Annotated in this window: 20 protein-coding genes and 5 tRNA genes; 22 read left to right on the top strand and 3 right to left on the bottom strand. The window is 47.7% G+C overall.

What is annotated here, in order from left to right; translation table 11 throughout:
• Positions 1-58 precede the first annotated feature (58 nt).
• Together SIC45_RS10015 and ppx are read right to left on the bottom strand one after the other, a co-directional pair.
• On the bottom strand, positions 59-2,167 hold the full coding sequence (locus SIC45_RS10015; RefSeq protein WP_319632059.1) for an RNA degradosome polyphosphate kinase: 2,109 nt from the start codon (positions 2,165-2,167) through the stop codon (positions 59-61).
• A 96-nt stretch (positions 2,168-2,263) separates the two neighbouring features.
• The gene (gene ppx / locus SIC45_RS10010; RefSeq protein WP_319632058.1) at positions 2,264-3,841 is read right to left on the bottom strand and encodes an exopolyphosphatase; all 1,578 of its coding nucleotides are present in this window, start codon (positions 3,839-3,841) and stop codon (positions 2,264-2,266) included.
• A 189-nt stretch (positions 3,842-4,030) separates the two neighbouring features.
• Between ppx and SIC45_RS10005 the strand changes: the two genes are divergently transcribed.
• Genes SIC45_RS10005 through SIC45_RS09990 form a run of 4 tightly spaced genes read left to right on the top strand, consistent with a single transcriptional unit; the run spans position 4,031 to position 7,018 of the window.
• Positions 4,031-4,810, top strand: a complete 780-nt coding sequence (locus SIC45_RS10005) for a metal ABC transporter ATP-binding protein (protein WP_413645943.1) — start codon at positions 4,031-4,033, stop codon at positions 4,808-4,810.
• Positions 4,810-5,688 carry a metal ABC transporter permease gene (locus tag SIC45_RS10000; protein ID WP_319632056.1) on the top strand — a complete coding sequence of 293 codons (879 nt, stop codon included), beginning with the start codon at positions 4,810-4,812 and terminating at the stop codon, positions 5,686-5,688. Before SIC45_RS10005 ends, SIC45_RS10000 begins: the two co-directional genes overlap by 1 nt.
• Positions 5,689-5,736: 48 nt before the next feature.
• Entirely contained in the window at positions 5,737-6,597 is an 861-nt protein-coding gene (locus SIC45_RS09995) for a metal ABC transporter permease (RefSeq protein WP_319632055.1), read from the top strand.
• Positions 6,575-7,018 (top strand): Fur family transcriptional regulator, encoded by a 444-nt coding sequence (locus SIC45_RS09990; protein ID WP_319632054.1) that lies wholly within the window; start codon positions 6,575-6,577, stop codon positions 7,016-7,018. Before SIC45_RS09995 ends, SIC45_RS09990 begins: the two co-directional genes overlap by 23 nt.
• Before the next feature lie 77 nt (positions 7,019-7,095).
• Here SIC45_RS09990 and ispG read toward each other — a convergent pair whose 3' ends face one another.
• Positions 7,096-8,223, bottom strand: a complete 1,128-nt coding sequence (ispG, locus tag SIC45_RS09985) for a flavodoxin-dependent (E)-4-hydroxy-3-methylbut-2-enyl-diphosphate synthase (protein WP_298787896.1) — start codon at positions 8,221-8,223, stop codon at positions 7,096-7,098.
• Between the two features lie 315 nt (positions 8,224-8,538).
• Here ispG and SIC45_RS09980 point away from each other — a divergent pair, with 315 nt between their 5' ends.
• From SIC45_RS09980 to SIC45_RS09895, 18 genes are all read left to right on the top strand, one after another.
• The gene (locus SIC45_RS09980; RefSeq protein ID WP_298787894.1) at positions 8,539-9,438 is read left to right on the top strand and encodes a DUF1002 domain-containing protein; all 900 of its coding nucleotides are present in this window, start codon (positions 8,539-8,541) and stop codon (positions 9,436-9,438) included.
• Positions 9,439-9,633: 195 nt separating this feature from the next.
• Positions 9,634-10,281 (top strand): NfeD family protein, encoded by a 648-nt coding sequence (locus tag SIC45_RS09975; RefSeq protein ID WP_298787892.1) that lies wholly within the window; start codon positions 9,634-9,636, stop codon positions 10,279-10,281.
• Between the two features lie 195 nt (positions 10,282-10,476).
• Positions 10,477-12,108, top strand: coding sequence for a Na/Pi cotransporter family protein (locus SIC45_RS09970; protein ID WP_298787890.1), 1,632 nt, complete (start codon positions 10,477-10,479; stop codon positions 12,106-12,108).
• Between the two features lie 92 nt (positions 12,109-12,200).
• Complete coding sequence (locus SIC45_RS09965; protein ID WP_319632053.1) at positions 12,201-12,683, top strand: DUF456 domain-containing protein; 483 nt, start codon at positions 12,201-12,203, stop codon at positions 12,681-12,683.
• Positions 12,684-12,761: 78 nt separating this feature from the next.
• A tRNA-Asn gene (locus tag SIC45_RS09960) sits at positions 12,762-12,836 on the top strand.
• 1 nt (position 12,837) lies between these two features.
• Positions 12,838-12,914, top strand: a tRNA-Met gene (locus SIC45_RS09955).
• 21 nt (positions 12,915-12,935) lie between these two features.
• Positions 12,936-13,011 (top strand) — tRNA-His (locus SIC45_RS09950).
• A gap of 24 nt (positions 13,012-13,035) precedes the next feature.
• Positions 13,036-13,112 (top strand) — tRNA-Ile (locus SIC45_RS09945).
• Between the two features lie 30 nt (positions 13,113-13,142).
• Positions 13,143-13,235, top strand: a tRNA-Ser gene (locus SIC45_RS09940).
• A gap of 365 nt (positions 13,236-13,600) precedes the next feature.
• Positions 13,601-14,212, top strand: a complete 612-nt coding sequence (locus tag SIC45_RS09935; RefSeq protein WP_319632052.1) for a superoxide dismutase — start codon at positions 13,601-13,603, stop codon at positions 14,210-14,212.
• A gap of 143 nt (positions 14,213-14,355) precedes the next feature.
• Entirely contained in the window at positions 14,356-16,461 is a 2,106-nt protein-coding gene (locus tag SIC45_RS09930) for a penicillin-binding protein 2 (protein WP_319632051.1), read from the top strand.
• A 184-nt stretch (positions 16,462-16,645) separates the two neighbouring features.
• Positions 16,646-16,795: a 50S ribosomal protein L33 gene (gene rpmG, locus SIC45_RS09925; RefSeq protein WP_298787882.1), complete on the top strand. Its 150-nt coding sequence runs from the start codon at positions 16,646-16,648 to the stop codon at positions 16,793-16,795.
• A gap of 85 nt (positions 16,796-16,880) precedes the next feature.
• Positions 16,881-17,444 carry a 5-formyltetrahydrofolate cyclo-ligase gene (locus SIC45_RS09920; RefSeq protein WP_319632050.1) on the top strand — a complete coding sequence of 188 codons (564 nt, stop codon included), beginning with the start codon at positions 16,881-16,883 and terminating at the stop codon, positions 17,442-17,444.
• A complete protein-coding gene (locus SIC45_RS09915; RefSeq protein WP_319632049.1) occupies positions 17,434-18,204 on the top strand; it encodes a DUF92 domain-containing protein in 771 nt (256 codons plus the stop codon). Before SIC45_RS09920 ends, SIC45_RS09915 begins: the two co-directional genes overlap by 11 nt.
• Before the next feature lie 55 nt (positions 18,205-18,259).
• Positions 18,260-19,015, top strand: a complete 756-nt coding sequence (locus SIC45_RS09910) for an HAD family hydrolase (RefSeq protein ID WP_319632048.1) — start codon at positions 18,260-18,262, stop codon at positions 19,013-19,015.
• Positions 19,008-20,189, top strand: a complete 1,182-nt coding sequence (locus SIC45_RS09905) for a rhomboid family intramembrane serine protease (protein ID WP_319632047.1) — start codon at positions 19,008-19,010, stop codon at positions 20,187-20,189. Before SIC45_RS09910 ends, SIC45_RS09905 begins: the two co-directional genes overlap by 8 nt.
• Before the next feature lie 60 nt (positions 20,190-20,249).
• Positions 20,250-20,450 carry a YqgQ family protein gene (locus SIC45_RS09900; RefSeq protein WP_319632046.1) on the top strand — a complete coding sequence of 67 codons (201 nt, stop codon included), beginning with the start codon at positions 20,250-20,252 and terminating at the stop codon, positions 20,448-20,450.
• Between the two features lie 4 nt (positions 20,451-20,454).
• Positions 20,455-21,426, top strand: coding sequence for an ROK family glucokinase (locus tag SIC45_RS09895; protein ID WP_319632045.1), 972 nt, complete (start codon positions 20,455-20,457; stop codon positions 21,424-21,426).
• The last annotated feature ends 28 nt before the right edge of the window (positions 21,427-21,454 follow it).

Here is a 21,454-nt window from a genome sequence, read left to right as displayed (position 1 = left end):
CGTATAAAGATGATAAAAGCACGCCCCGCATGAATCCTATGTGCAGGGCGTGCTTGTTTTATTCGTTATTCATATCAAGAAATCTCGATGCCCATTCAAACAACACCAGCTGGCTGTTAACGGCGGGCTCTCCGGCCGCAGGCTCGACGTAATGATAATAGCCGCTGCTGTCCTGCTCCCGTGCCTTCACATTGTCCTGCAGAATCAGCTGTAAAATAGCGTGGAGCCGCTTTTTTAAAATGGGTTCGTAGACGGGAAACATAATTTCGATTCGTTTTTCCATGTTTCTTGTCATCCAGTCAGCCGAGGACAAATAATAGTCATCACGGCCGTTGTTGGCAAAGTAAAAGATACGGGTATGCTCTAGGAAACGACCGACGATGCTTCGCACGGTGATGCTTTCGCTTACTCCGGGAATGCCTGGCTTCAGGCAGCAGATACCGCGCACAATGAGTTCAATGCGGACACCGGCCTGAGAGGCTTCATACAGTTTAATAATGAGCTCTTTATCTGTTAACGAATTCATTTTGGCGATGATGTGGCCGCTCCCATTCCGCTTGTGGCAGTCAATTTCCTGCTGGATCAGGTGGAGGAGTTCATCGCGTATACCGTCCGGAGAAGTGCTGATTTCATTCCAGGACGGCTGCTGGGAAAAGCCGCTTAAATGATTGAAAAAGTTAGTGGCATCTTCACCGAAGGAGGGGCGGGTCGTAATCATTCCCATATCGGTATACACTTTAGCGGTGGAATCGTTATAGTTGCCGGTACCAAGGTGTACATACCGCTTGATGCCTCCTGCTGTCTTCTTGACAACCAGTACAATTTTACTGTGGGTTTTCAGCGACGTAATGCCATAAATGACATGCACCCCGGATTTCTCGAGGGTTTTTGCCCATTGAATATTATTTTCTTCATCAAAGCGGGCCTTCAGCTCCACAAGAACCGTCACCTGTTTACCCTGCTCTGCAGCTCTTGCCAGTGCAGCAATGATGGGGGAGTCTCCACTGACCCGGTAGAGGGTCTGCTTTATGGCTAAAACGTCCGGATCGTCGGCAGCTGTGGAAATAAAGTCGATCACAGGCTGGAACGATTCGTAAGGGTGATGCAGCAAAATATCACGGTCGTCAGCAGCGTCAAACACATCGGCCTCGGCAATCAAATCCTCCGGTGGCTGGGGAATAAGCGTTTCGTACACAAGATGCTCCCATTCCGGCGCGAGTTCATCGCAGAGCGGAAATAAAAAGGTTAAATCAATCGGCCCCTTCAGTGTATACACGTCATCCGGATGAACCTCGAGGGCTTCAAGCAGAAACTCGAGAATATAGTCATCCATCATGCCGTGCTGGCATTCCAGACGAACGGCGGCTCCCCATTTACGTTTTTTTAATTCCTTTTCAATTTCCCGGAGCAGATCGCGGGCACCTTCCTCATGAATGGTTAAATCCGCATTCCGGGTGATCCGGAACGGAGAAGCACTTACGACAGTAAACCCTTTGAAAAGCATATGGATAAATTCCGCGAGCACCTGTTCAAGGAGAATATACTCCCGGCTGCCGTCGGATGACGGAAGCATAAGGAAGCGGGGGAGCACCCCGGGCACCTGTACAATGGCGATGCTCTCTTTTTCATCCCCAGCGTCCTTCTGCAGCCGGACGGCCAGGTTCAGGGACTTGTTTAAAAGCATGGGAAACGGACGATAGGCATCCACAGCCATTGGGGTCAGCACCGGCATAATATTGGACATGAAATACTCCTGGACATATTTATACTGGTCGCTGTTTAATTCAAGCGTCGAAAGAAAACGAATATTTTCCGAGGATAACAGCGGAACAGCCGTTTCCGTAAAAAAATGATCCTGCAGCCGCACGAGCTCTGAATTTTTTTTGGTGATGGCTGAGAGCTGCTGCTTCGGCGTAAGTCCGGCTTTGTTTTCCGGCTTATTAAATCCTGCTTTCACCTGGTCTTTTAACCCCGCCACCCGGACCATGAAAAATTCGTCCAGATTGGAGCTGAAGATACCTAAAAACCGCAGGCGTTCAAGGAGCGGGTTGGTCTCATCAAGCGCCTCCTCGAGCACCCGCTCATTAAATGCAAGCCAGCTGATCTCACGGTTGTTATAGTATGCTGGATTTTCAAGGTCAATATGTGTCTGAGTCGTTTCGGTCATGGTAGAATCCGCCTTTCTTTACACCCTGGTCACTCCTGGGCCAATTGTATCAACGAAATGTTAAGTGCATGTAAAGATTCACGAAAAAAGCATTGTTCAGCTGGAAAAAGCAGAAACCGGCGACTGTTCGTGGAAATGAAGCACGATCTCGCGGTTAATCATTTTTTCCAGATGTTTTTTATACTTATCAGCTTTGGCTTCTTCAAAGGTGGAATTCATGCCCTCGCGGCAGTATATATGGAAATGAAGCTCTTTGCCGTTCCTTTCAACGCCGAGCCCGGAAACGATATTGCGGCGCGTGCGGTTGAGTGAGTACGAGAACTTTAAAATACTTCCGAGAAATTCGAGACGCTTCAAGCTGTTTTTCTGCATATACGGCCGGAACGGTTTCACAAACTGTTTGAACATCGATTTAGATTTAAAGGAAGAGACCAGTGACATGGCGATCCGTTCCTCATGCGTAATCCCGTCGATGGAACGGTTGGTCAAAATGTAAAAGGTATGCTGGCTGCTTGCCTCGGAGCTGATGTATTCCCCGATATAAAGAACCTGGGCTGCACGGTTCAGCAGGCGTTGGTTATCTTCATGCAGGTATGATTTTGGAATATAGGGCTCAAGGCTGTTATACATCGAAGAAGCAATGTTCCCAACTTCATCCACGTAATCCGGGTTAATCTCAAACTCCCGGTTCAGCTGATAAAAGCTTTCCTCGATTACGTCCGGAAAATGAGGGTACATTTTATCCCGGAGCAGCTCTTCAAACAGCAGTCCGTCGCGAAGGCCCTTATTGCTGATCAAATAGTAGGAGGCATCGATATGTTTATAAAGCTGGGAAATGATCCGGACAGCCGGAATAATAACGTCCGCCCGGTCTTTGGAAAGCCCTTCGATATTTTCCCGTTCGGATAAGCTCGATTTTTCAAGCAGCTCCATCGTTTCGGCAATATCGTCACCGGTCATGGAATACTGATGCAGGCCGGCAAGAGGGTAGTTGATGGAAGACTGGTGAACCAGAACCATATTCCGGGAGCTACCGCCGATACCGACAACCGGAAGATTTTCCCCTTCTTCCTTCAGCCAGGACACTTTTTGAAATTGTTTTTCAATCCATTTATTCATCTGCTTCAGGTTGCTGGAGGTAATTTTGTCATCGTCTGGAAGAAACTTCTGCTTTAATGTCAGGGCGCCGAAAGGAAAGCTGTGGGTGCGCACGAGTTCCCTGTTTTTAAACATGGTTACCTCTGTACTGCCGCCCCCGATATCAATTGTGATGCCTTCAGACAGGCTGGTCGAATTCACTACCGCAAGATACCCGTAGGAGGCTTCTTCCTCGCCGGAAAGAACACGGATGGGAAAATCGATGTGTTCTTCAATATACTGGAGAACTTCTTCGCGGTTGGAGGCACCACGCACAGCTGCGGTGGCCACGGCATGAGTAGTCTGAACGTCGTGAAAGCGGAGAACTTCTTCAAACTGCTGAAGGGTATGCAGCAGAATATTTTGTCCTTCCTGGGTAAGCGCATTCTGATCGTCAATATGATTGCTCAGGCGGGCAACGGTTTTTAAATTATGAAGCTCGCGGTATCCCCGTTTTTCGTCGACCTCATTAATTACGAGCCGGATCGAGTTGGAGCCTATATCAATAACGGCGACTTTTTCTTTCGCTTGAAACATCTTCATCATTCCTTAGAATTGGATTTGATTTCGTTGACCTGCTTTACTACTAACTATCATACAAAGAATAACCATGAATTGTATACACGATTAAGCAAAGAAGATTTACAGAAGCAAAAAGGTTTTGTATACTTTTCCTATCGATAAATCGTAACGATTCTTAATTGTTTTTGGAAAGAAGGAGGCTTCCTGGTGGAAGATTCAACGAATACGCTGCTTGAAGTGAATCATCTTTCGTTTCGCTACGAGTCAGAGCTCGTGCTTGACGATGTCAATATGAAGATAAACTACGGAGATTTTGTAGGTCTGGTCGGTCCGAACGGGTCGGGAAAATCCACGCTCGTCCGGATTCTTTTAGGCCTGCACAAGCATTATAAAGGAGAAGTGCGCTGGTTTGGGACGCCGGTGCGCCAATTTCACCAATGGCCGAAGATTGGCTATGTTTCCCAAAAAGCAAATCGTTTCAATGCTGGATTTCCGGTAACGGTATATGAAGTCGTAGCTATGGGGCTGTACGGCAAAAAGGGCCTGCTCCGGTTTTTGAACCGTAAAGACAGGCAGCGCATTCATGAAGCGCTCGAGCAGGTGGATATGCTCGGCTTTAAAAAGAAAAATATGGGAAGGCTTTCCGGAGGACAGCAGCAGCGGGTATTTATTGCACGTGCTCTTGTGAGCGATCCTGAGGTGCTCATTCTGGACGAACCGACTGTCGGGGTGGATGCTTCCTCCGCCCAGGCGTTTTATGAGCGGCTGAGCCACTGGAACAGGGAAAAGGGGATTACTCTTATCCTGGTTACCCATGATGTAGGAGCAATGACAAAATACGTGACGAAAGTAGCCTGCCTGAATCAGCAGCTTCATTTTCACGGTACGACGCGGGAGTTTGAAGAAAGTGATCTTGCCGGCACATATGGACATGACGTGCATATTATCCATCACGAGCACGATCACCATGCAGGGGGCGCCTGATGGTTTTTCTGGAATTTGACTTTCTAAGATATGCGCTTATCATCGGGCTCATGCTCGGGGTGGTCGCTCCGGCTGCAGGCGTGTTTGTGGTGGTTAGAAAGACGCCGATGATTGCCGATGCGATGTCGCACACAGCGCTGACCGGGATCGCTTTTCATCTTTGGCTCGCGTCGTTCTGGGTATGGCTCAGCGAATGGAATCCTCTTTATACCGGTATTTTATTTACGTTCATCGTATCGTTTGTAATTGAATATCTGCGCCGGAGGTTTCAAGCGTTTCAGGAGCTTTCTATTCCGGTAGTAATGGCTTCAGCCATTGGGCTCGGAGTTGTATTTATTTCCCTGGCGGATGGCTTTAATAATGATTTGTTTAACTATTTATTTGGAAGCATTCTTACGGTAAATGCTGCAGACGCAGTGGTGATTGGTGTTATATCTGTCGTATCGCTGCTGTTGTTTGTGCTGTTTTATAAAGAATTATTATTTTTGGCCTTCGATGAAGAGCAGGCCACGGTAAACGGCATCCCCGTGCAGAGAGTGAATTTATTATTTGCGGGCATCGCGGCGGTCATAGTTGCTTCTTCCATCTCTATTTTGGGAGTACTGCTCGTTTCCGCTTTAATTACTCTGCCGGCAGCAGCGGCGCTACGGGTCGCCTCCACCTTCAAAAGCATGTTTGTATATGCCGTGATTTTCGGGGAAACAGCCGTGATAGCCGGGTTTCTGATTTCTTATTATTTTGATCTGAGCTCAGGCGGCACGATTGCAGTCCTTTCATTTCTTATATGGGCGGTCGTTGTGCTGGCTGAAAAAGTCGCCGGACGGCTGCGTCAGCGTTCATGGAAGGAAGCGGAATGGGCGGGCAAAGCAAATCAATAGCAAAGAAAAGCAACCCTTGTGTAAAATAAAGAATAGAGAGTGACGGCTATGTTTGATATGAATTTTGTGGAACGAAGCATTATAGCAGCAGTGTTGATTGGCCTGACGGCACCTTTGATCGGCTCGTTTTTAGTCGTGCGCCGGTCCTCACTGATAGCAGATTCTCTTGCTCACGTCACGCTTGCCGGAGTGACAGCAGGAGTGCTTGCCGGTAATCTGCAGGCTTTTTGGGATATCAATCCTTTATATACCGGCTTTTTATTTGCGTTTGCCGGCTCGTTGATCATCGAACGGGTGCGCCATACCTACGGAGGCTTCCAGGAGCTTGCTGCCCCGATTTTAATGGCAGCAGCGGTAGGGCTTAGCGCCGTATTTATGTCTGTATCCGCTGACGGGGTGACGGAATGGTACGGCTATCTGTTTGGAAGCGTCGTTTCCGTGCAGATGGAGGATCTCTGGTTTATCGGATTAATGACGATTGCTGCCCTCGGGCTGCTTGCAGCATTTGGCAGGGAATTGATGTTTCTTTCCTTCGATGAAGAAATGGCAGCAGCAGCCGGAATTCCGGTTAAAATGCTCAATGTGCTGCTTGCCGTTCTGCTGGCGATTGTTATTTCAGCGTCGATGCAGGTGGTCGGTGTACTGCTTGCCGGGGCGTTGATTACGCTTCCGGCAGCGGCAGCGATGCAGTGGGCCTCCGGCTTTAAACGGATGCTTCTGATTGCTGTTATCATTGGGGAAGCCTCCGTGGCAGCCGGGGTGACCGGGTCCATCTTTTTTGGCATTGCTTCTGGCGGAGGCACTGTAGTGACAGCCGCTCTTATACTTTTTGTTACTTTAGCTCTCAGAACTTGGATCAACTGGAAAAGAAACAGGAGGCTAAAATATGAACGTCACCCAAGCGCTTAATATAATGAAGGAACAGGGATTTAAATATACAGCCAAGCGTGAAGAACTGCTTCAGCTTTTTTCAGATGAAAGACGCTATCTGACTGCAAAGGAAGTGCTGCACTCCCTGCAGACAAATTATCCGGGAATGAGTGTGGATACCGTCTACCGCAACCTGTCTCTGTTTGAAGAAATGGACATTCTCGAAATGACAGAGCTTGAGGGAGAAATGCATTTTCGTTTTTCCTGTTCGACCACGGCCCACCATCATCATCTTATCTGTCTTGAGTGCGGAAAAACGAGAGAAATTGAAACGTGCCCGATGGACTGGCTCAATGAAAATGTCGATGGCGGCTTTGAAGTGACGGGGCATAAATTTGAAATTTACGGACTTTGTGCCGAATGTAAAAAGGCGAAACAAAAGGAAACAGCGCCGGCATAATCAAAGGATCTGCAGCAGGATAAACAAAAAAGAGCTCCACCCGTAAATGATGGGTGGAGCTCTTTTGCATCGAATGCTTAGTTTGTCAGCTCTTTTTCTTTAGCTTCCCGTTCTTTTTCTGCTTCTTTAGCATAATGCTCTTCAGCAATTTTATCGACTTCAATCTTCAGTTCCTCCACCATGGTTTCCTCCGGAACCTTCCGGATGATTTCCCCGTGGCGGAAAAGAAGGCCTTCACCCTTTGCACCGGCAATACCGATATCGGCTTCTCTTGCTTCGCCGGGACCGTTAACTGCGCAGCCGAGCACGGCTACTTTAATCGGAGCTTTGATGGTGGAAATATATTCCTCCACATCATTGGCGATGCTGATCAGATCAATTTCAATACGTCCGCATGTCGGGCATGAGATAAGCGTCGCGGCGTTGGAGGCAAGGCCGAATGTTTTCAGCAGCTCGCGTCCAACTTTCACTTCCTCTACCGGGTCCGCACTGAGCGAAATACGAAGCGTGCTTCCAATTCCTTTACTTAGTATAGCCCCGAGACCGGCGGAGCTTTTGACTGTGCCTGCGAATTGAGTGCCTGATTCAGTGATTCCCAGGTGAAGCGGGTAGCTGAATGCCTGGGCCGCTTTTTCATAAGCTTCAATAGCCAGATGCACGTCTGAGGCCTTCATCGAAACGATAATATCGTAAAAGCCGAGCTCTTCAAGGATAGAAATATGGTAGAGAGCACTTTCGACCATTCCGTCTGCAGTTGGATATCCGTATTTATCAAGGATCCGTTTTTCGAGGGACCCGGCGTTTACGCCGATACGGATTGGAATACCCTTGGCTTTGGCTGCCTCAACAACCTCTTCTACTTTTTCCCGCTTTCCGATGTTACCGGGATTGATCCGGATTTTATCGGCGCCGCCTTCAATGGCTTTTAAGGCCATCTTATAGTCGAAATGAATATCGACAACGAGCGGAATGTTAATGCGCTGTTTAATTTTCGGAATTGCTTCAGCATCCCTCATCTGTGGGCATGCGACACGGACAATCTGGCATCCGGCTTCTTCAAGGCGGTGGATTTCCGCGACGGTCGCTTCCACATCGTGAGTTTTTGTTGTGGTCATGCTTTGTACTACTACTTCGTTACTTCCACCGATCGTCACATTACCTACTTTGACTGCTCGGGTTTCGCTGCGGTGGGTTATTTGGCTCATGTATCCATTCGCCCCTTTATATTGGTGAATTTATTTCGTGCCTCGTCTAATGCAACAACAATGGTTGATAGTGGTCTATAACACATCGTAATTGTATCAGTGGGTGTATACTCTTGGCAAGCAGTTGCTTCCAGAGAGCGAAAATCAGAAATGCAGAAGCCGCCATTTTGTAAAATGATGAGAAACTAACAAAAGAGTGCGGGCAGTGTAACTTTTTTCCGGGGCTTACGACTATAGATGCGACGAATATAAATATATTGGTCATGAAAGTATAGGGTTGGAAATGAAAGGGCATAAAAAGGAGAGTTGAGCATAATGAAGTGGTGGCAGCAGACATTAGCAGCCGGGGTAGTTACGTTAGGGGTTCTTGGGGTGAGCCAGGAGGCGTCTGCAGACGCTGCAGCAGGAGATGTAACAGTGACACTCGGCCAGGATCTGTCTTCAGAGCAAAGAAGTTCGCTGCTTGAAGAAATGGATGTAACTGAAGGGGAAGTACCGGTGGTCGAGGTTACAAACGAAGAAGAATACCAATATCTCGGAGATTATTTAAGCAGCTCTGAAATCGGTTCGCGCGCGCTCTCCTCTGCGAAAATTACTGCAGTTGAAAACGGCGGGGGTATCGATATTGAAACGAATAAAATAGATACGGTTACAGAAGGAATGTATGCAAATGCGCTGGCAACAGCGGGCGTAGAGGACGCAGAGGTTTACGTGACGGCTCCGTTTGAGGTATCCGGGACGGCCGCGCTGACCGGGATTTTAAAGGCCTACGAACAGCAGAACAATGTGAACATATCCGAGGATCAAAAGCAGGTGGCAAATGAAGAGATTGCCAAAACATCTGAGCTCGGCGAAGATATTGGAAAAGAAGAAGCAACAACACTGATTACACAAATCAAGCAGGAAATAAACAACACGGAGATCAATAACACGGAGGATATCCGGGTCATTGTGCAAAATGTTTCAGGCGATATGAATATTGAACTGAGCGAAGAGCAGACAGATGAGCTTGTCTCCTTATTCGACCGGATGCAGAACTTAAATATTGACTGGTCACAGATGGAGAAGCAGCTTGATAAAGCTTCGGAAAACATCGACAGCTTTGTAAACAGTGAAGATACGCAGAATTTCCTTTCGCGCGTTGTTGCTTTCCTCGAGCAGATGCTTGATTCTGTCCAGGGATGGTTTAACAGCGACTCCGGGGAATCGGCATAATATTAGTATAAAAGAGAAGGGGCCGCAGGGCCTCTTTTTTATGCAGAGAAGACGCTTTCAGCTGACAGCTGGCAGACAAAAGAGTTACAATAAATGTGAAACGATTACGAGAGTTTACGCGTATATATGATAATCAGGCGTTTAGGGGCCGTATTGCTTAATGAATACAGAAGTTTATGGAAGGGAGTATATACAATGGAATGGTTAGCGAACCCGAGTATAGGCTTTATTGTCGTTTTTCTTGGGACGATGTTTTTAATCTCGGAATTTCTTGTGAAGTCCAAAAGCTTATTTTTTATTCTGGGAACAGCTTTTATGGTCTTATTCTTTTCCTACCATCTTGAAGGGGCAGCCGGCATCTGGGTGCTTGTACTGTATGCAGCCGGGCTTGGGCTGATCCTGCTTGACGGCAAGCTTATTGGAGACGGGACTGTCTCTATTGTAGGGCTCCTGTTAATGGGAGTATCCATCGCTGTACCAACACCCACTATTATATACGGGGTACTCGTTATTTTCGGCTTTTTGGCCGGCGCCATTGCAGCGATGTTTTTCCTCAAGGTTTTCCCGCGGCGGGACCTGTGGTCAAAGCTGATGCTAAAGGACAGTTTGACGAGCGAACAGGGCTATAACTCAATGAACCAGACATACGGAGGACTGGTCGGTAAAACGGGGACCACCGTTACTCCGTTCCGCCCGACTGGTACGGTTGAGATCGAGGGAGAGCGTTACAGTGCTACAAGCGGCGATCAGTGGCTGAATGCTGAAGAGGAAATTGAAGTAATGTCTGTGGATGGTACGCGCATCCGGGTCAAGCGCCTTGAAAAGGCTGTAAAAGAACAGTAATTTCCATATTAAAGGTTGTTTATCGAAAAAGAGGAAGCTGCGGCTTTCTCTTTTTTTACGGGAGAAAACCAAAAGTTAAATAACTTTGGAAAAACATAATATTTCCTTTACAAACCATTCGATTTACTTTAAAAATAGATTGGGTGCGGCAAAAAAACTGCCAAAATTCATAAAGCGACTAAGGGGATGTAGAGTTTGGATATTCAAACGATTTTGTTTACTTTTTTTGGTGGTTTGGGGATATTCCTGTTCGGAATCAAATACATGGGCGACGGCCTGCAGAAAATTGCTGGCGACAGGCTCCGGGATCTTCTGGATAAATTCACTTCCAACCCATTTATGGGCGTGCTGGTTGGGATTATCGTAACTATACTTATTCAATCAAGCTCTGGAACTACAGTACTTACAGTCGGTCTTGTCAGCGCAGGCTTTATGACACTGCGGCAGGCAATCGGCGTTATTATGGGGGCAAATGTCGGAACAACGGTAACGGCATTTATTATCGGGATTAAACTCGAAGAATATGCTCTTCCAATCATATTTATTGGTACAGTAATGATCTTTTTCTTTAAAAACAAAAAAGTAAGCAACATAGGACAAACCTTTTTCGGCTTTGGTTCCCTGTTTTTCGGACTTTCACTTATGGGGGACGGAGTGGCACCGCTCGAAGAACTGCCGGCATTTAACGATTTAACCATCAGCATGAGTAACAATCCGCTGTTGGGATTATTGGTAGGGGTCATCTTTACAGTAGGACTGCAGAGTTCCTCGGCGACGATCGGACTGCTTCAGGAGCTGTATACCCAGAATGCTATATCGCTCGACGCCGCACTTCCAATCCTGTTCGGGGATAATATAGGTACAACTGTAACGGCGGTTATTGCAGCTATTGGTGCTTCCGTGGCAGCAAAGCGTACAGCCTTGACGCACGTTATCTTTAATCTGATCGGTGCGACGATCGTACTCATTCTGCTTGTTCCGTATACGGCTTTTATTAGTTTTTTGCAGGATGCGCTCAATTTAAACCAGCCGATGACGATTGCGTTTGCTCACGGTATATTTAACATCTCAAACGTAATTATCCAGCTGCCGTTTGTAGGGGCTCTTGCGTATATAGTGACCAAGCTCGTCCCTGGAAGTGACGAAGAGATTGAATATAAGCCGAAGCATCTGGATCCAAGCTTTATTTACCAGTCTCCGGCGATCGCTTTGGACCAGGCGAAGCTCGAAACACTCCGGATGGCCGATTATGCGGGAAGAGGCTTAAGGAAAAGTGAAAGCTATCTGGAAACAAAAAATAAAAAAGATGCTGAAAAGATTGTGCGGTATGAAGAAGCAATCAACAACCTGGATAAAGATATTACGGATTATTTGATCGGTATTTCCGCGCGTTCCCTGTCTAAAGAAAATTCACGCAAGCACTCCGTAGTGATGGACACCGTCCGTGATATTGAACGCGTCGGCGACCATATGGAAAACGTGATGGAGCTTGTGGACTATCAGCTGACCAACAAAGTGACGCTTTCAGAAGAAGCGTACAAGGATTTAAATGAAATGTTCACGCTGACGATCAGCACATTTAACCGTGCAGTTGAAGCACTTGAAAAAGATGATTATGAAATTGCCCAGCAGGTTGCCAGGCAGGAAGAAGACATCGATAAAATGGAGCGGAAACTGCGTAAAAAACACATACTCCGCCTGAATGAAGGACGATGCTCCGGCTCTGCAGGTATTGTGTTTGTGGACATGATCAGTAATCTTGAACGGATCGGCGACCATTCAGTGAATATTGCTGAAACGGTACTGGATGACCGGGAAGTGTCATAAAAAAGAAGGAGGACCGCCTCCTTCTTTTTTATTGATTATACAAAGAGAAAAGCGGCTATAGAATACCATTATGGCTGCAAAAGGAGGAACGTATGGAATTTATCTGGTATTTGCTGGGGATTGCCTGCTACGCGCTGGCGCTTGTCGCGGTTGTTTATCCGATTCTGCCGGGCGGGATTTTTCACGCAGCAGCTGCGCTTTTGTTTGCACTGGGCTACGGATTTACGGATATCGGTGTTGTATACTGGGTGATACAGGCGGTTATTGCTGTGCTGCTGTTTGTAATTGATTACGCGGCTAACTATTATGGAATCCAGCGGAGCGGTGGTACCAAATACGGCATTTGGGGGAGCCTGATCGGACTGGTCGTCGGCCCGTTTATTATCCCGGTCGCCGGTATTCTGATCGGCGCGCTTGCCGGAGCCGTTATTGGAGAGTTAATTGGTGGCCAGAAATCGTGGAAACAGCTTGGTAAAATTGGTGTGGGATCTGTTGGCGGGTTTATCGCAAGCGTTGTTATAAAGGGCGGTATATTGCTAGTGAACGCCATTTATATTATAATAATTCTTGTTTAAAGAAATACAAAATTCTGTTTGACGCGTTTTTGGGGAAATGATATAGTAATTACTGTCGTAAAAACGGCAGTAACACATTCCGCAGTAGCTCAGTGGTAGAGCAATCGGCTGTTAACCGATTGGTCGCAGGTTCGAATCCTGCCTGCGGAGCCATGGCGGCGTAGCTCAGCTGGCTAGAGCGTACGGTTCATACCCGTGAGGTCGGGGGTTCGATCCCCTCCGCCGCTACCAATATATTTACATACTCATACGGCGGTTGTGGCGAAGTGGTTAACGCACCGGATTGTGGTTCCGGCATTCGTGGGTTCAATTCCCATCAACCGCCCCATTTTTTTGTCTGCAATACTGTTAAGGACCCTTAGCTCAGTTGGTTAGAGCAGACGGCTCATAACCGTCCGGTCGTAGGTTCGAGTCCTACAGGGTCCACCACCTTAAGAAGCGGTGGGTAAATATGTATATGGAGGAATACCCAAGTACGGCTGAAGGGGACGGTCTCGAAAACCGTTAGGAGCTTTACGGCTCGCGAGGGTTCGAATCCCTCTTCCTCCGCCATAATTATTATGTTAAACATCGATTTCTATATAGCGGCACCGAAAGCTTTTCCGTCCTGCACGGGAAAGTTTTTTTGTTTTGAAAAAAGCCCTGACCGGGACGGCGTCAGCCGGGGATGGAGCCGGTATTTGTTATTTGGTTTTTTCAAATGCAGCGGATGCTGGTGCGATTTTTATGTTTAAAGAAGAAGCATACGGGAATAATCAACCGTGGCAGGCTTTCTAGTTTGAATAAACCGGAAAGCTGATTTGAAAAATAAGAATTGTTTTGGTAAAGTAAAAGTAGACTAAGTGTAATTTTGTATACTAAATTATTACAGAGTCACTTTGAACAAACCACCAGAACTTTCAAGGAGGGCATTTTGTATGAGTACACATCAACTACCAGATCTACCTTTTGCACCAAACGCATTAGAGCCTCATATCGATGAGCAGACAATGAACATTCACCATGATAAACACCATAACACGTATGTAACAAAATTAAATTCAGCCTTGGAAAATCACAGCGACCTTCAAAACAAAAGCGTTGATGAACTGATCAGCGATTTGAACGCTGTTCCTGAGGATATCCGCACCGCAGTAAGAAACAACGGCGGCGGCCATTCCAACCACTCCATCTTCTGGAAGCTTCTCAGCCCTAACGGCGGCGGCGAACCAAAAGGCGAAGTGGCAGATGCCATTAAGAGCAAATGGGGAAGCTTTGACAAATTCAAAGAAGCATTCGGCGCGACAGCTACCGGACGTTTTGGTTCCGGCTGGGCATGGCTCGTATTAAATAACGGCGAGCTTGAGCTTATGGATACGCTCAACCAGGATTCCCCGATCATGGAAGGCAAAACGCCTCTCCTCGGCCTCGACGTCTGGGAGCACGCGTATTACCTGAAGTATCAAAACCGTCGTCCGGATTATGTAGCAGCATTCTGGAATGTTGTAAACTGGGACGAAGTTGAAAAGAACTATCAGGAAGCTAAATAATATATTTTAAGAATCCGTTCCCTATTGCCGGGAACGGATTTTTTTCTGTTTATGGATGGAGTTGAAGTTCGGCATCGGCTTTTTTCTATGCTATACTTAAATGGAAACAAGCAAACTTACATATATTAAGAGAGGGATTGCGTGTGGCTTCCAGAAAAAATAAAAAACCTTCCATTCCTTTTCGGTTGAACGTTCTTTTTTTCGCTGTCTTCATATTGTTTTCAATATTAATACTGCGTCTTGGATACGTTCAGATCGTTGAAGGGGATACGTATGAAGAGGACGTGAATGAAACGGCTTCCACCTCAGCGAGCCGTGTCGATGCCCCGCGCGGGATTATGTATGACCGCAATGGAACGGAGCTGGTGGACAATAATCTTATTCTGACGTTAACGTATACAAACCAGAGAAGCTATGAGGATGAAGAACGCATCCAGACGGCTGAAGAACTGGCTGAACTGATTGAATTTGATGAAGAGGAAACAGATCGTGACAGCATGCCGGAAAGAAACCTGCAGGACTACTGGCTTTTAACGCGCGAAAATGAAGCGGAGGAGCTTGTCTCAGACAAAGAAGAACAGCGGCTGATGGAAAACGGCAAAGATCCATATGACGTACAGCTTGACCGGATTACAGAAGAGCAATTGAATGACATCAGCGATGAAGAGCTGGAGGTCGTAGCGATCTGGAGTGAAATGATTTCCGGATACTATGATTCGCCGCAGCGCGTCAAACGGGACTTGACAGAAGGAGAGGCCACAGCGATCAGCGCGCGTCTCGATGAACTGGAGGGCGTGGATGTAACCAGGGACTTCCGGCGTGATTACCAGTACACGCAGGCCTTTCAGAGCCTTTACGGGAAGGTGGGATCAATTCCTGAAGAAACGGTAACCGAGTTTCTTGCTAAAGGGTATCAGCGTTCCGATGAGGTCGGTCAGAGCTTTCTCGAGCAATACTATGAAGACACGCTGAGGGGCAAAAAAGGAACCGTCAGCGGTGAGGATGATGACGCTGAGGAAACGAACAACGGAAGCCGTGGTAATGACCTCGTGCTGTCGATTGACATGGATCTGCAGCAGGAAGTGCAGACAATACTTGATAATCAGATGGCACAGTCGGAAGGCTCATTTCCAAACGATCAGCAGGCATATGTGACTGCGATCGACCCGAACACGGGGGAAATACTTGCCATGAATGGCTATGACAACCAGCTGGGAAATATAACAAATACGTATGAGATGGGTTCGACGATCAAGCCGGCGACAGGCATGATTGGTCTCCAGGAGGAAGTCATTACAGAAGATACGAAAATCAACGACAGGCCGATTAACCTTCCTGGTCCAGGGGGAGACGTCAGTTCTTCTCATGAAATCGGTACGATAGATGTTGTCGGCGCCATTCAGGAATCCTCCAACGTGTTCATGTCCGAAATTGCGATGCGGCTGATGGATTATGAATATGGAGTCAGTGATGGTTTTAATGACGAAAAAGTGGATGAGGCATATGTGACGATGAGAGACTACTACCATCAGTTCGGGCTTGGGGTGGAAACCAGCGTCGATCTGCCGTCAGAAGCTACCGGTTTAAATGCTGGGAAAGATGTGCCAGGCAGCTTGTTGTTCTTCTCCTTCGGCCAGCTGGATACGTACACGCCGCTGCAGCTGGCACAGTATTCCGCGACTATTGCTTCGGACGGCAAACGGATGGAGCCGCACCTGGTGAAAGAAATCCGTGAACCTAACCGCAATACCGATGAAATGGGAGCGGTGCTTCACCAGTTTGAACCGAACATGCTGAACCGGGTTAATATTGACAAAGAATACTTTGATATTGCCCAGGAGGGCATGTACGACGTGGTAAACACCGAGCTTGGAACCGCGGACAGCTATTTCACCGATGTAAATATGGAAATTGCCGGTAAAACCGGTACGGCTGAGCGAAGTGTCCGCAGGGAAAGTGATGATGAAGTAGTAAAGGTAAACAACCAGACCTTTATCGCCTACGGGCCGTATGAAGATCCGGAGATTGCGATTGCGGTAGTTGTCCCTAACACTTATTCAAGTGATAATGGCGGGCGCTCAGGTATTGCCAACAGCATTGCCGCTGATACAATGCAGGCATATGTGAATCTTAAAGAGGAACGTCCGGGCGCTGGAAGCGGCCAGGATGAGAATGAAGAAGACGGCGGGAACGCGGAAGACAGTGACGAAGATGAGGAAGAAACCGGGGGCGGCGAAGAAGAACAGTAATTCCTCCGGAATAAATAACTGCGGCAAATCGATGTGCTGCTAACATTTTTCACTGATTTGCCGCTTTTATAAAAAATCTTCTTAACTTTCCTTAGAAAAACTAACACCACAGACTTGAAGCACAAATAGGAATCTGATAGTATTACTAAGTATGAAAAATGTACGAAAGTAGGGAGGGAATCACATGCGTGTACAAGTAACACTTGCCTGCACAGAGACCGGTGACCGTAATTACATCACCAGCAAAAATAAACGCACAAACCCTGAGCGTATTGAGTTGAACAAATATTCTCCTCGTTTAGGAAAGCACACTCTTCATCGCGAAACGAAATAAGCAGCAGGAGATTACATCTCCCAGCTGCTTTTTCTTTTGTCTTTAAAGCATTCTAAAATGAAAAAGGCACGGGAGGGGAAGACAATTGAATAAACATATGCTCCGGCAGCAGGTAAATAACACCTATCAAACTCTTTCCGCGAATGAGCGCCTAAAGGCAGAAAAGAAGATTTACGAGTATTTATTCCAATGGAACGGCTGGAAGCAGGCGGAAACAATAGCCGTGACTGTTTCACTCAAAAATGAAATAAATACCGGTCCTATTATTGAAGCCGGATGGAAGCAGGGAAAACGGATGTGTGTCCCTAAAATCGAGCCTGAACAACGCGGAATGGATTTTTATGAAATCCAGCAATTCGGTGAACTCGAGCGTACGATCGGTCAGATTTACGAGCCTAAAAGAGGCGTTTGCCCCCTTGTGCCTCCGGAGCAGCTTGACCTTGTTCTTGTCCCTGGTCTTGCGTTTAACAGGCAGGGCTACCGCGTTGGGTTCGGGGGCGGCTACTATGACCGCTTTTTAAACAGGGGGGATTTTTCTACGGCTGCCCTAATTCATCCATTTCAGCTTCAGGACCGTATTCCGGTGGAAGCGCACGACGTGCCGGTACAAACCCTGATCAGCAGCGAGGGGCTTATTCATGTGGACTGAAGCAGCGCTTGGTTCAGCATTTGTGCTGTTTTTGCTGATAATTTGGCGGAAACGAGCATTAACACCTGTCGCTACCGTATCAGCAGGGGTGCTAGGCACGCTTATTTACACGTGGACAGGGTGGCCGGGGACGGCAGCCCTGCTCACTTTTTTTGTGAGTTCAACAGCTCTGTCCCGTTTGAATAAACAGGAAAAGGAGCAGCGGGACAGCTGGCAGGTATGGGCAAATGGAGGACCCATGCTTATGTTTGCTGCTTTGTTCAGTGTCACTTCGTGGGAAGGGCTTCTAGCCGCTGCTGCTGGTGCAGCGGCGGCGTCAAATGCGGATACGTGGGCATCAGAGATCGGCCGCCGGTTCGGGGGCAGGCCGCTTCATGTGCGCAGCCGAAAGCGGATAGATAACGGCTTTTCCGGAGCGGTCTCCGGAGCAGGAACGCTGGGGGCTGTCGGCGGTGCTTTTCTCGTGGGAGGGGTGGTCTGTTTCGTCTCTTTAGAACCGGCCGTCTTTATGTTTATCGCTGTAGGTATTGCTGGCGTGTGCGGCTGCTTTATCGATACATTTCTCGGAGCCTACGCAGAACGGCTGAATCATTGCATCGTGTGTGGATCCTATACGGAAGCCGACGTTCATCATGAAAGGAAAACCATGCACGTCTCGGGCATTTCATGGATGACAAACAACGCTGTGAACGCGTTAAGTTCTTTTGGCGGCGGTATGGTGGTTGTAGTACTGTATATTGTTTCTTTCTTTTCCTTTTGATTTCGCCTTTAGCGGGAGGTTGCTATAATGGAAGGAAGAAAGGTGGCACAAGTACATGCGCTGGACAACGATTTGTTTCGACCTCGACAACACCCTTTATGATCACGAAAAAGCTTTTCAAAAAACAACTAAAGCTGTGTTTGTTTCCATCAGACAGCAGTTAAATAAAGAAGCTCCGTTTGTTCATGAAGACAGGTGGTTCGAGGTGTTTAAATATCACTGTGATTTGTTTTGGCAGGAATATGAAGAAGGCATTCTTACGCAAAAGCAGTACCGTATCAAGCGGTATCTAGAAACGATGCGCGTGTTCGGGCTCCCGGGATCTGACCGGGAAGCTCTGGATTTTCATCAGGAGTACGAGCGGCGGCTGCCGGAATTCAGCGAATTGTTTGAGAGTGTACCTGATTTGTTGGAATCGCTCACAAAAAGCAGCATCCGCCTCGGCATTATCACAAATGGTTCAGAGGATATGCAGAAGGAAAAGTTTTATCAGCTGAAGCTTGATCGCTGGATCGATCACCACCATCTTTTTATTTCTGAAACGGCTGAAGCCCCGAAGCCGAAAACGGCCATTTTTGACGAGGCGCTGCAGCTTTTGGGCAGCCGCAAAAAACGGGCGTTGTTTATCGGCGACTCATGGGCCCATGATATACAGGGAGCGGAAAATGCAGGATGGGAAGCTATCTATGTGAATACCCGCGGGGAGAAAGCGGGGCATTCATCGAACACAGTAAAAGAGTTTAGTGAATTCAATCAGGCAGCCTCATATTTAAGAGAAATAGTGGAAGAAGGACGGCGTTCAGATGTCTAAACGGGAAGCTCATCAGTTTTGGAAATTCACAGAGCAGCTTATGGAGGAAGAATCCTTCCGCCTGATTGATGTCGGCCCGGACCGGAAGCGGATATGGCTCCAGGGGGATGTCGATGGACAGCCTTGGATTGTGCGTGTGGCTCGGGTGGAATATGAACGTCTAGGGCGGCTGGAGGACGACAGGCAAGAAGCGGAGAAAAGCTTTCACGGGTGGAAGAGGCGGCTCGCCTTAAGAAAAGCAAAATTTGCAAACGTATATATTACTTCCTATCCTCCGGCGGATATGGCAGAGCCGCTGGAGAGCGGGGACCTGGATGCCCGTTCCTTTTTATTCGCCAATGACAACGGGCGGGGTCTGGCGGATGCGCCCCCGGCTGTCAGTACGTATCTAAAAACCAGTGAATGGACATGGGGAAGACTTGAAGAAGAGCTTGAAGCCGAAGAGCACGAACAAAGAGCCTCCTTTTACCGTCGTCAGGCAGAAAAAAGGCAGCGGGAGCTTGAAGAGCAGGACATGTCCTTTTTCTCGAGCGGAAAGCCGATTGTGACCTATACGGTGCTGGCATTACTTGCTGTCATTTTTTTAGTGCTGGAACGCTCGGGAAGCAGTATGAACGTCAACACCCTCATCGAGCTTGGCGCGAAATATAACCCGGGAATTGTAGACGGGGAATGGTGGCGGCTCGTTAGTGCCATGTTCCTGCATATTGGTTTTCTGCACTTGTTTATGAACAGTCTGGCATTGTTTTTTATTGGCGGCATCACAGAACGTATTTACGGCACAGCTCGCTTTATTATCATTTATTTTGCTGCAGGCGTATTTGCATCGACAGTCAGCTTTGCGATGAATGAACAGGTGTCAGCCGGGGCCAGTGGTGCTATCTTCGGCTGTTTTGGAGCCCTTTTATACCTGGGTCTTGCCCACCAGCGGCTGTTTTTCCGCACGCTTGGCATGAACGTGCTTGTTATTCTCGGGATTAATCTGGTATTTGGATTTACCGTGCAGGCAGTGGATAACGGTGCCCATATTGGCGGCCTTGTCGGCGGATTTATCGCCTCCGTATTTGTGCATCTGCCGGGACACCGCTGGCAGTTTGTACGTGTAGGGGCGCTGGCGTTTTTTGTTCTTGCCTTTGCCGTCTTTTTTGCGATCGGTATGTACCGGTGGAATTAATCAGAATACGTAGTAGAAAAACGCCTTTCGCTTGATATAATGAAAGGAAGCAGGATAACTATGGAATCCATGACAGAAATCCGGATGTGGCTGCGCACAGTCGGAGCTTTTATCTATACGAAAAATCGTTTAATGGATCTAGATTTAATGGAAGAAGAAATTAGAGAGGCCTACAAAAACGGGCTTATGGATGTCAGGATGTATCAGACTTCTTTGTTAACGATAAAAAGAGAACGACGAATTGAGCAGGAAAAGGGGTAGACAAATGGCTGGAAAATACGTGATCGGAATTGATATCGGAGGCACCGCGGTAAAAATGGCGCTGTTTGACCAGGACGGCGGCATGCAGCACAAATGGAGCATTACCACCAGCAAGGAAGAAAACGGAAAATACGTTCTCGATGAAATTGCAGCATCGATTGAGCATGAACTGAATGGAAAAAATATTCCGCTTAAGGAAGTCGCCGGCGCCGGCGCGGGGCTTCCCGGCTTTATCGACATAGAAAATGGCATTATTGAATTCGCAACAAACATAGGATGGAAGGATTACCCGGTCGCACGTATTCTCGAAGAAAAGCTCGGTTTTCCCGTGGCGCTCGATAACGATGCGAACCTGGCAGCGGCGGGCGAATACTGGAAAGGGGCCGGCACGGACGTCCAGGATATGATTTTTATCACCCTTGGCACGGGGGTCGGAGCCGGCATTGTGCTCAATGGGGACATTGTGAACGGCAAAGATAATATGGCTGGTGAAATTGGCCATGTCACCGTAAAACCGGAGGGCGGCCGGCTTTGCAACTGCGGTAAACGCGGCTGCCTGGAAACCATCTCTTCGGCAACGGGTATGGTACGCGGGGCCCTCGAACATATAGACGAAGCAGAAGGCTCTCCGATTTATGATGTGCACCAGCGCGGAGAAGAAATTACGACCAAGGATTTGTTCGCCTATGCCACCTCCGCTGATCCATATTGTGCCGGTGTGATTGACCACGCCATGTATTATCTGGGGCTTGCTGTCGGCAATATTGCCAACACCCTGAATCCGGAGAGAATCGTGATCGGAGGCGGAGTGGCCGCTGCCGGAGACGATTTACTGCAGACACTGCGCGCTCATTTTGATATGTTCGCGCTCGACAAAGTAAAAAGAGGAACGGATTTTGTCATTGCCGATCTCGGGAACGACGCCGGGGTAGCGGGAGCCGCCTGGCTGGCTAAAAATCATTATATGAATAAATAAGATAGAAAAAATGATTGTTAAAAAGGGG

The sequence above is a fragment of the Marinococcus sp. PL1-022 genome, from assembly GCF_033845285.1.
In the GTDB taxonomy this organism is placed as follows: domain Bacteria; phylum Bacillota; class Bacilli; order Bacillales; family Marinococcaceae; genus Marinococcus.
Note: the sequence above shows the minus strand (reverse complement) of the source record. Positions and strands in the feature narration are given on the sequence as shown.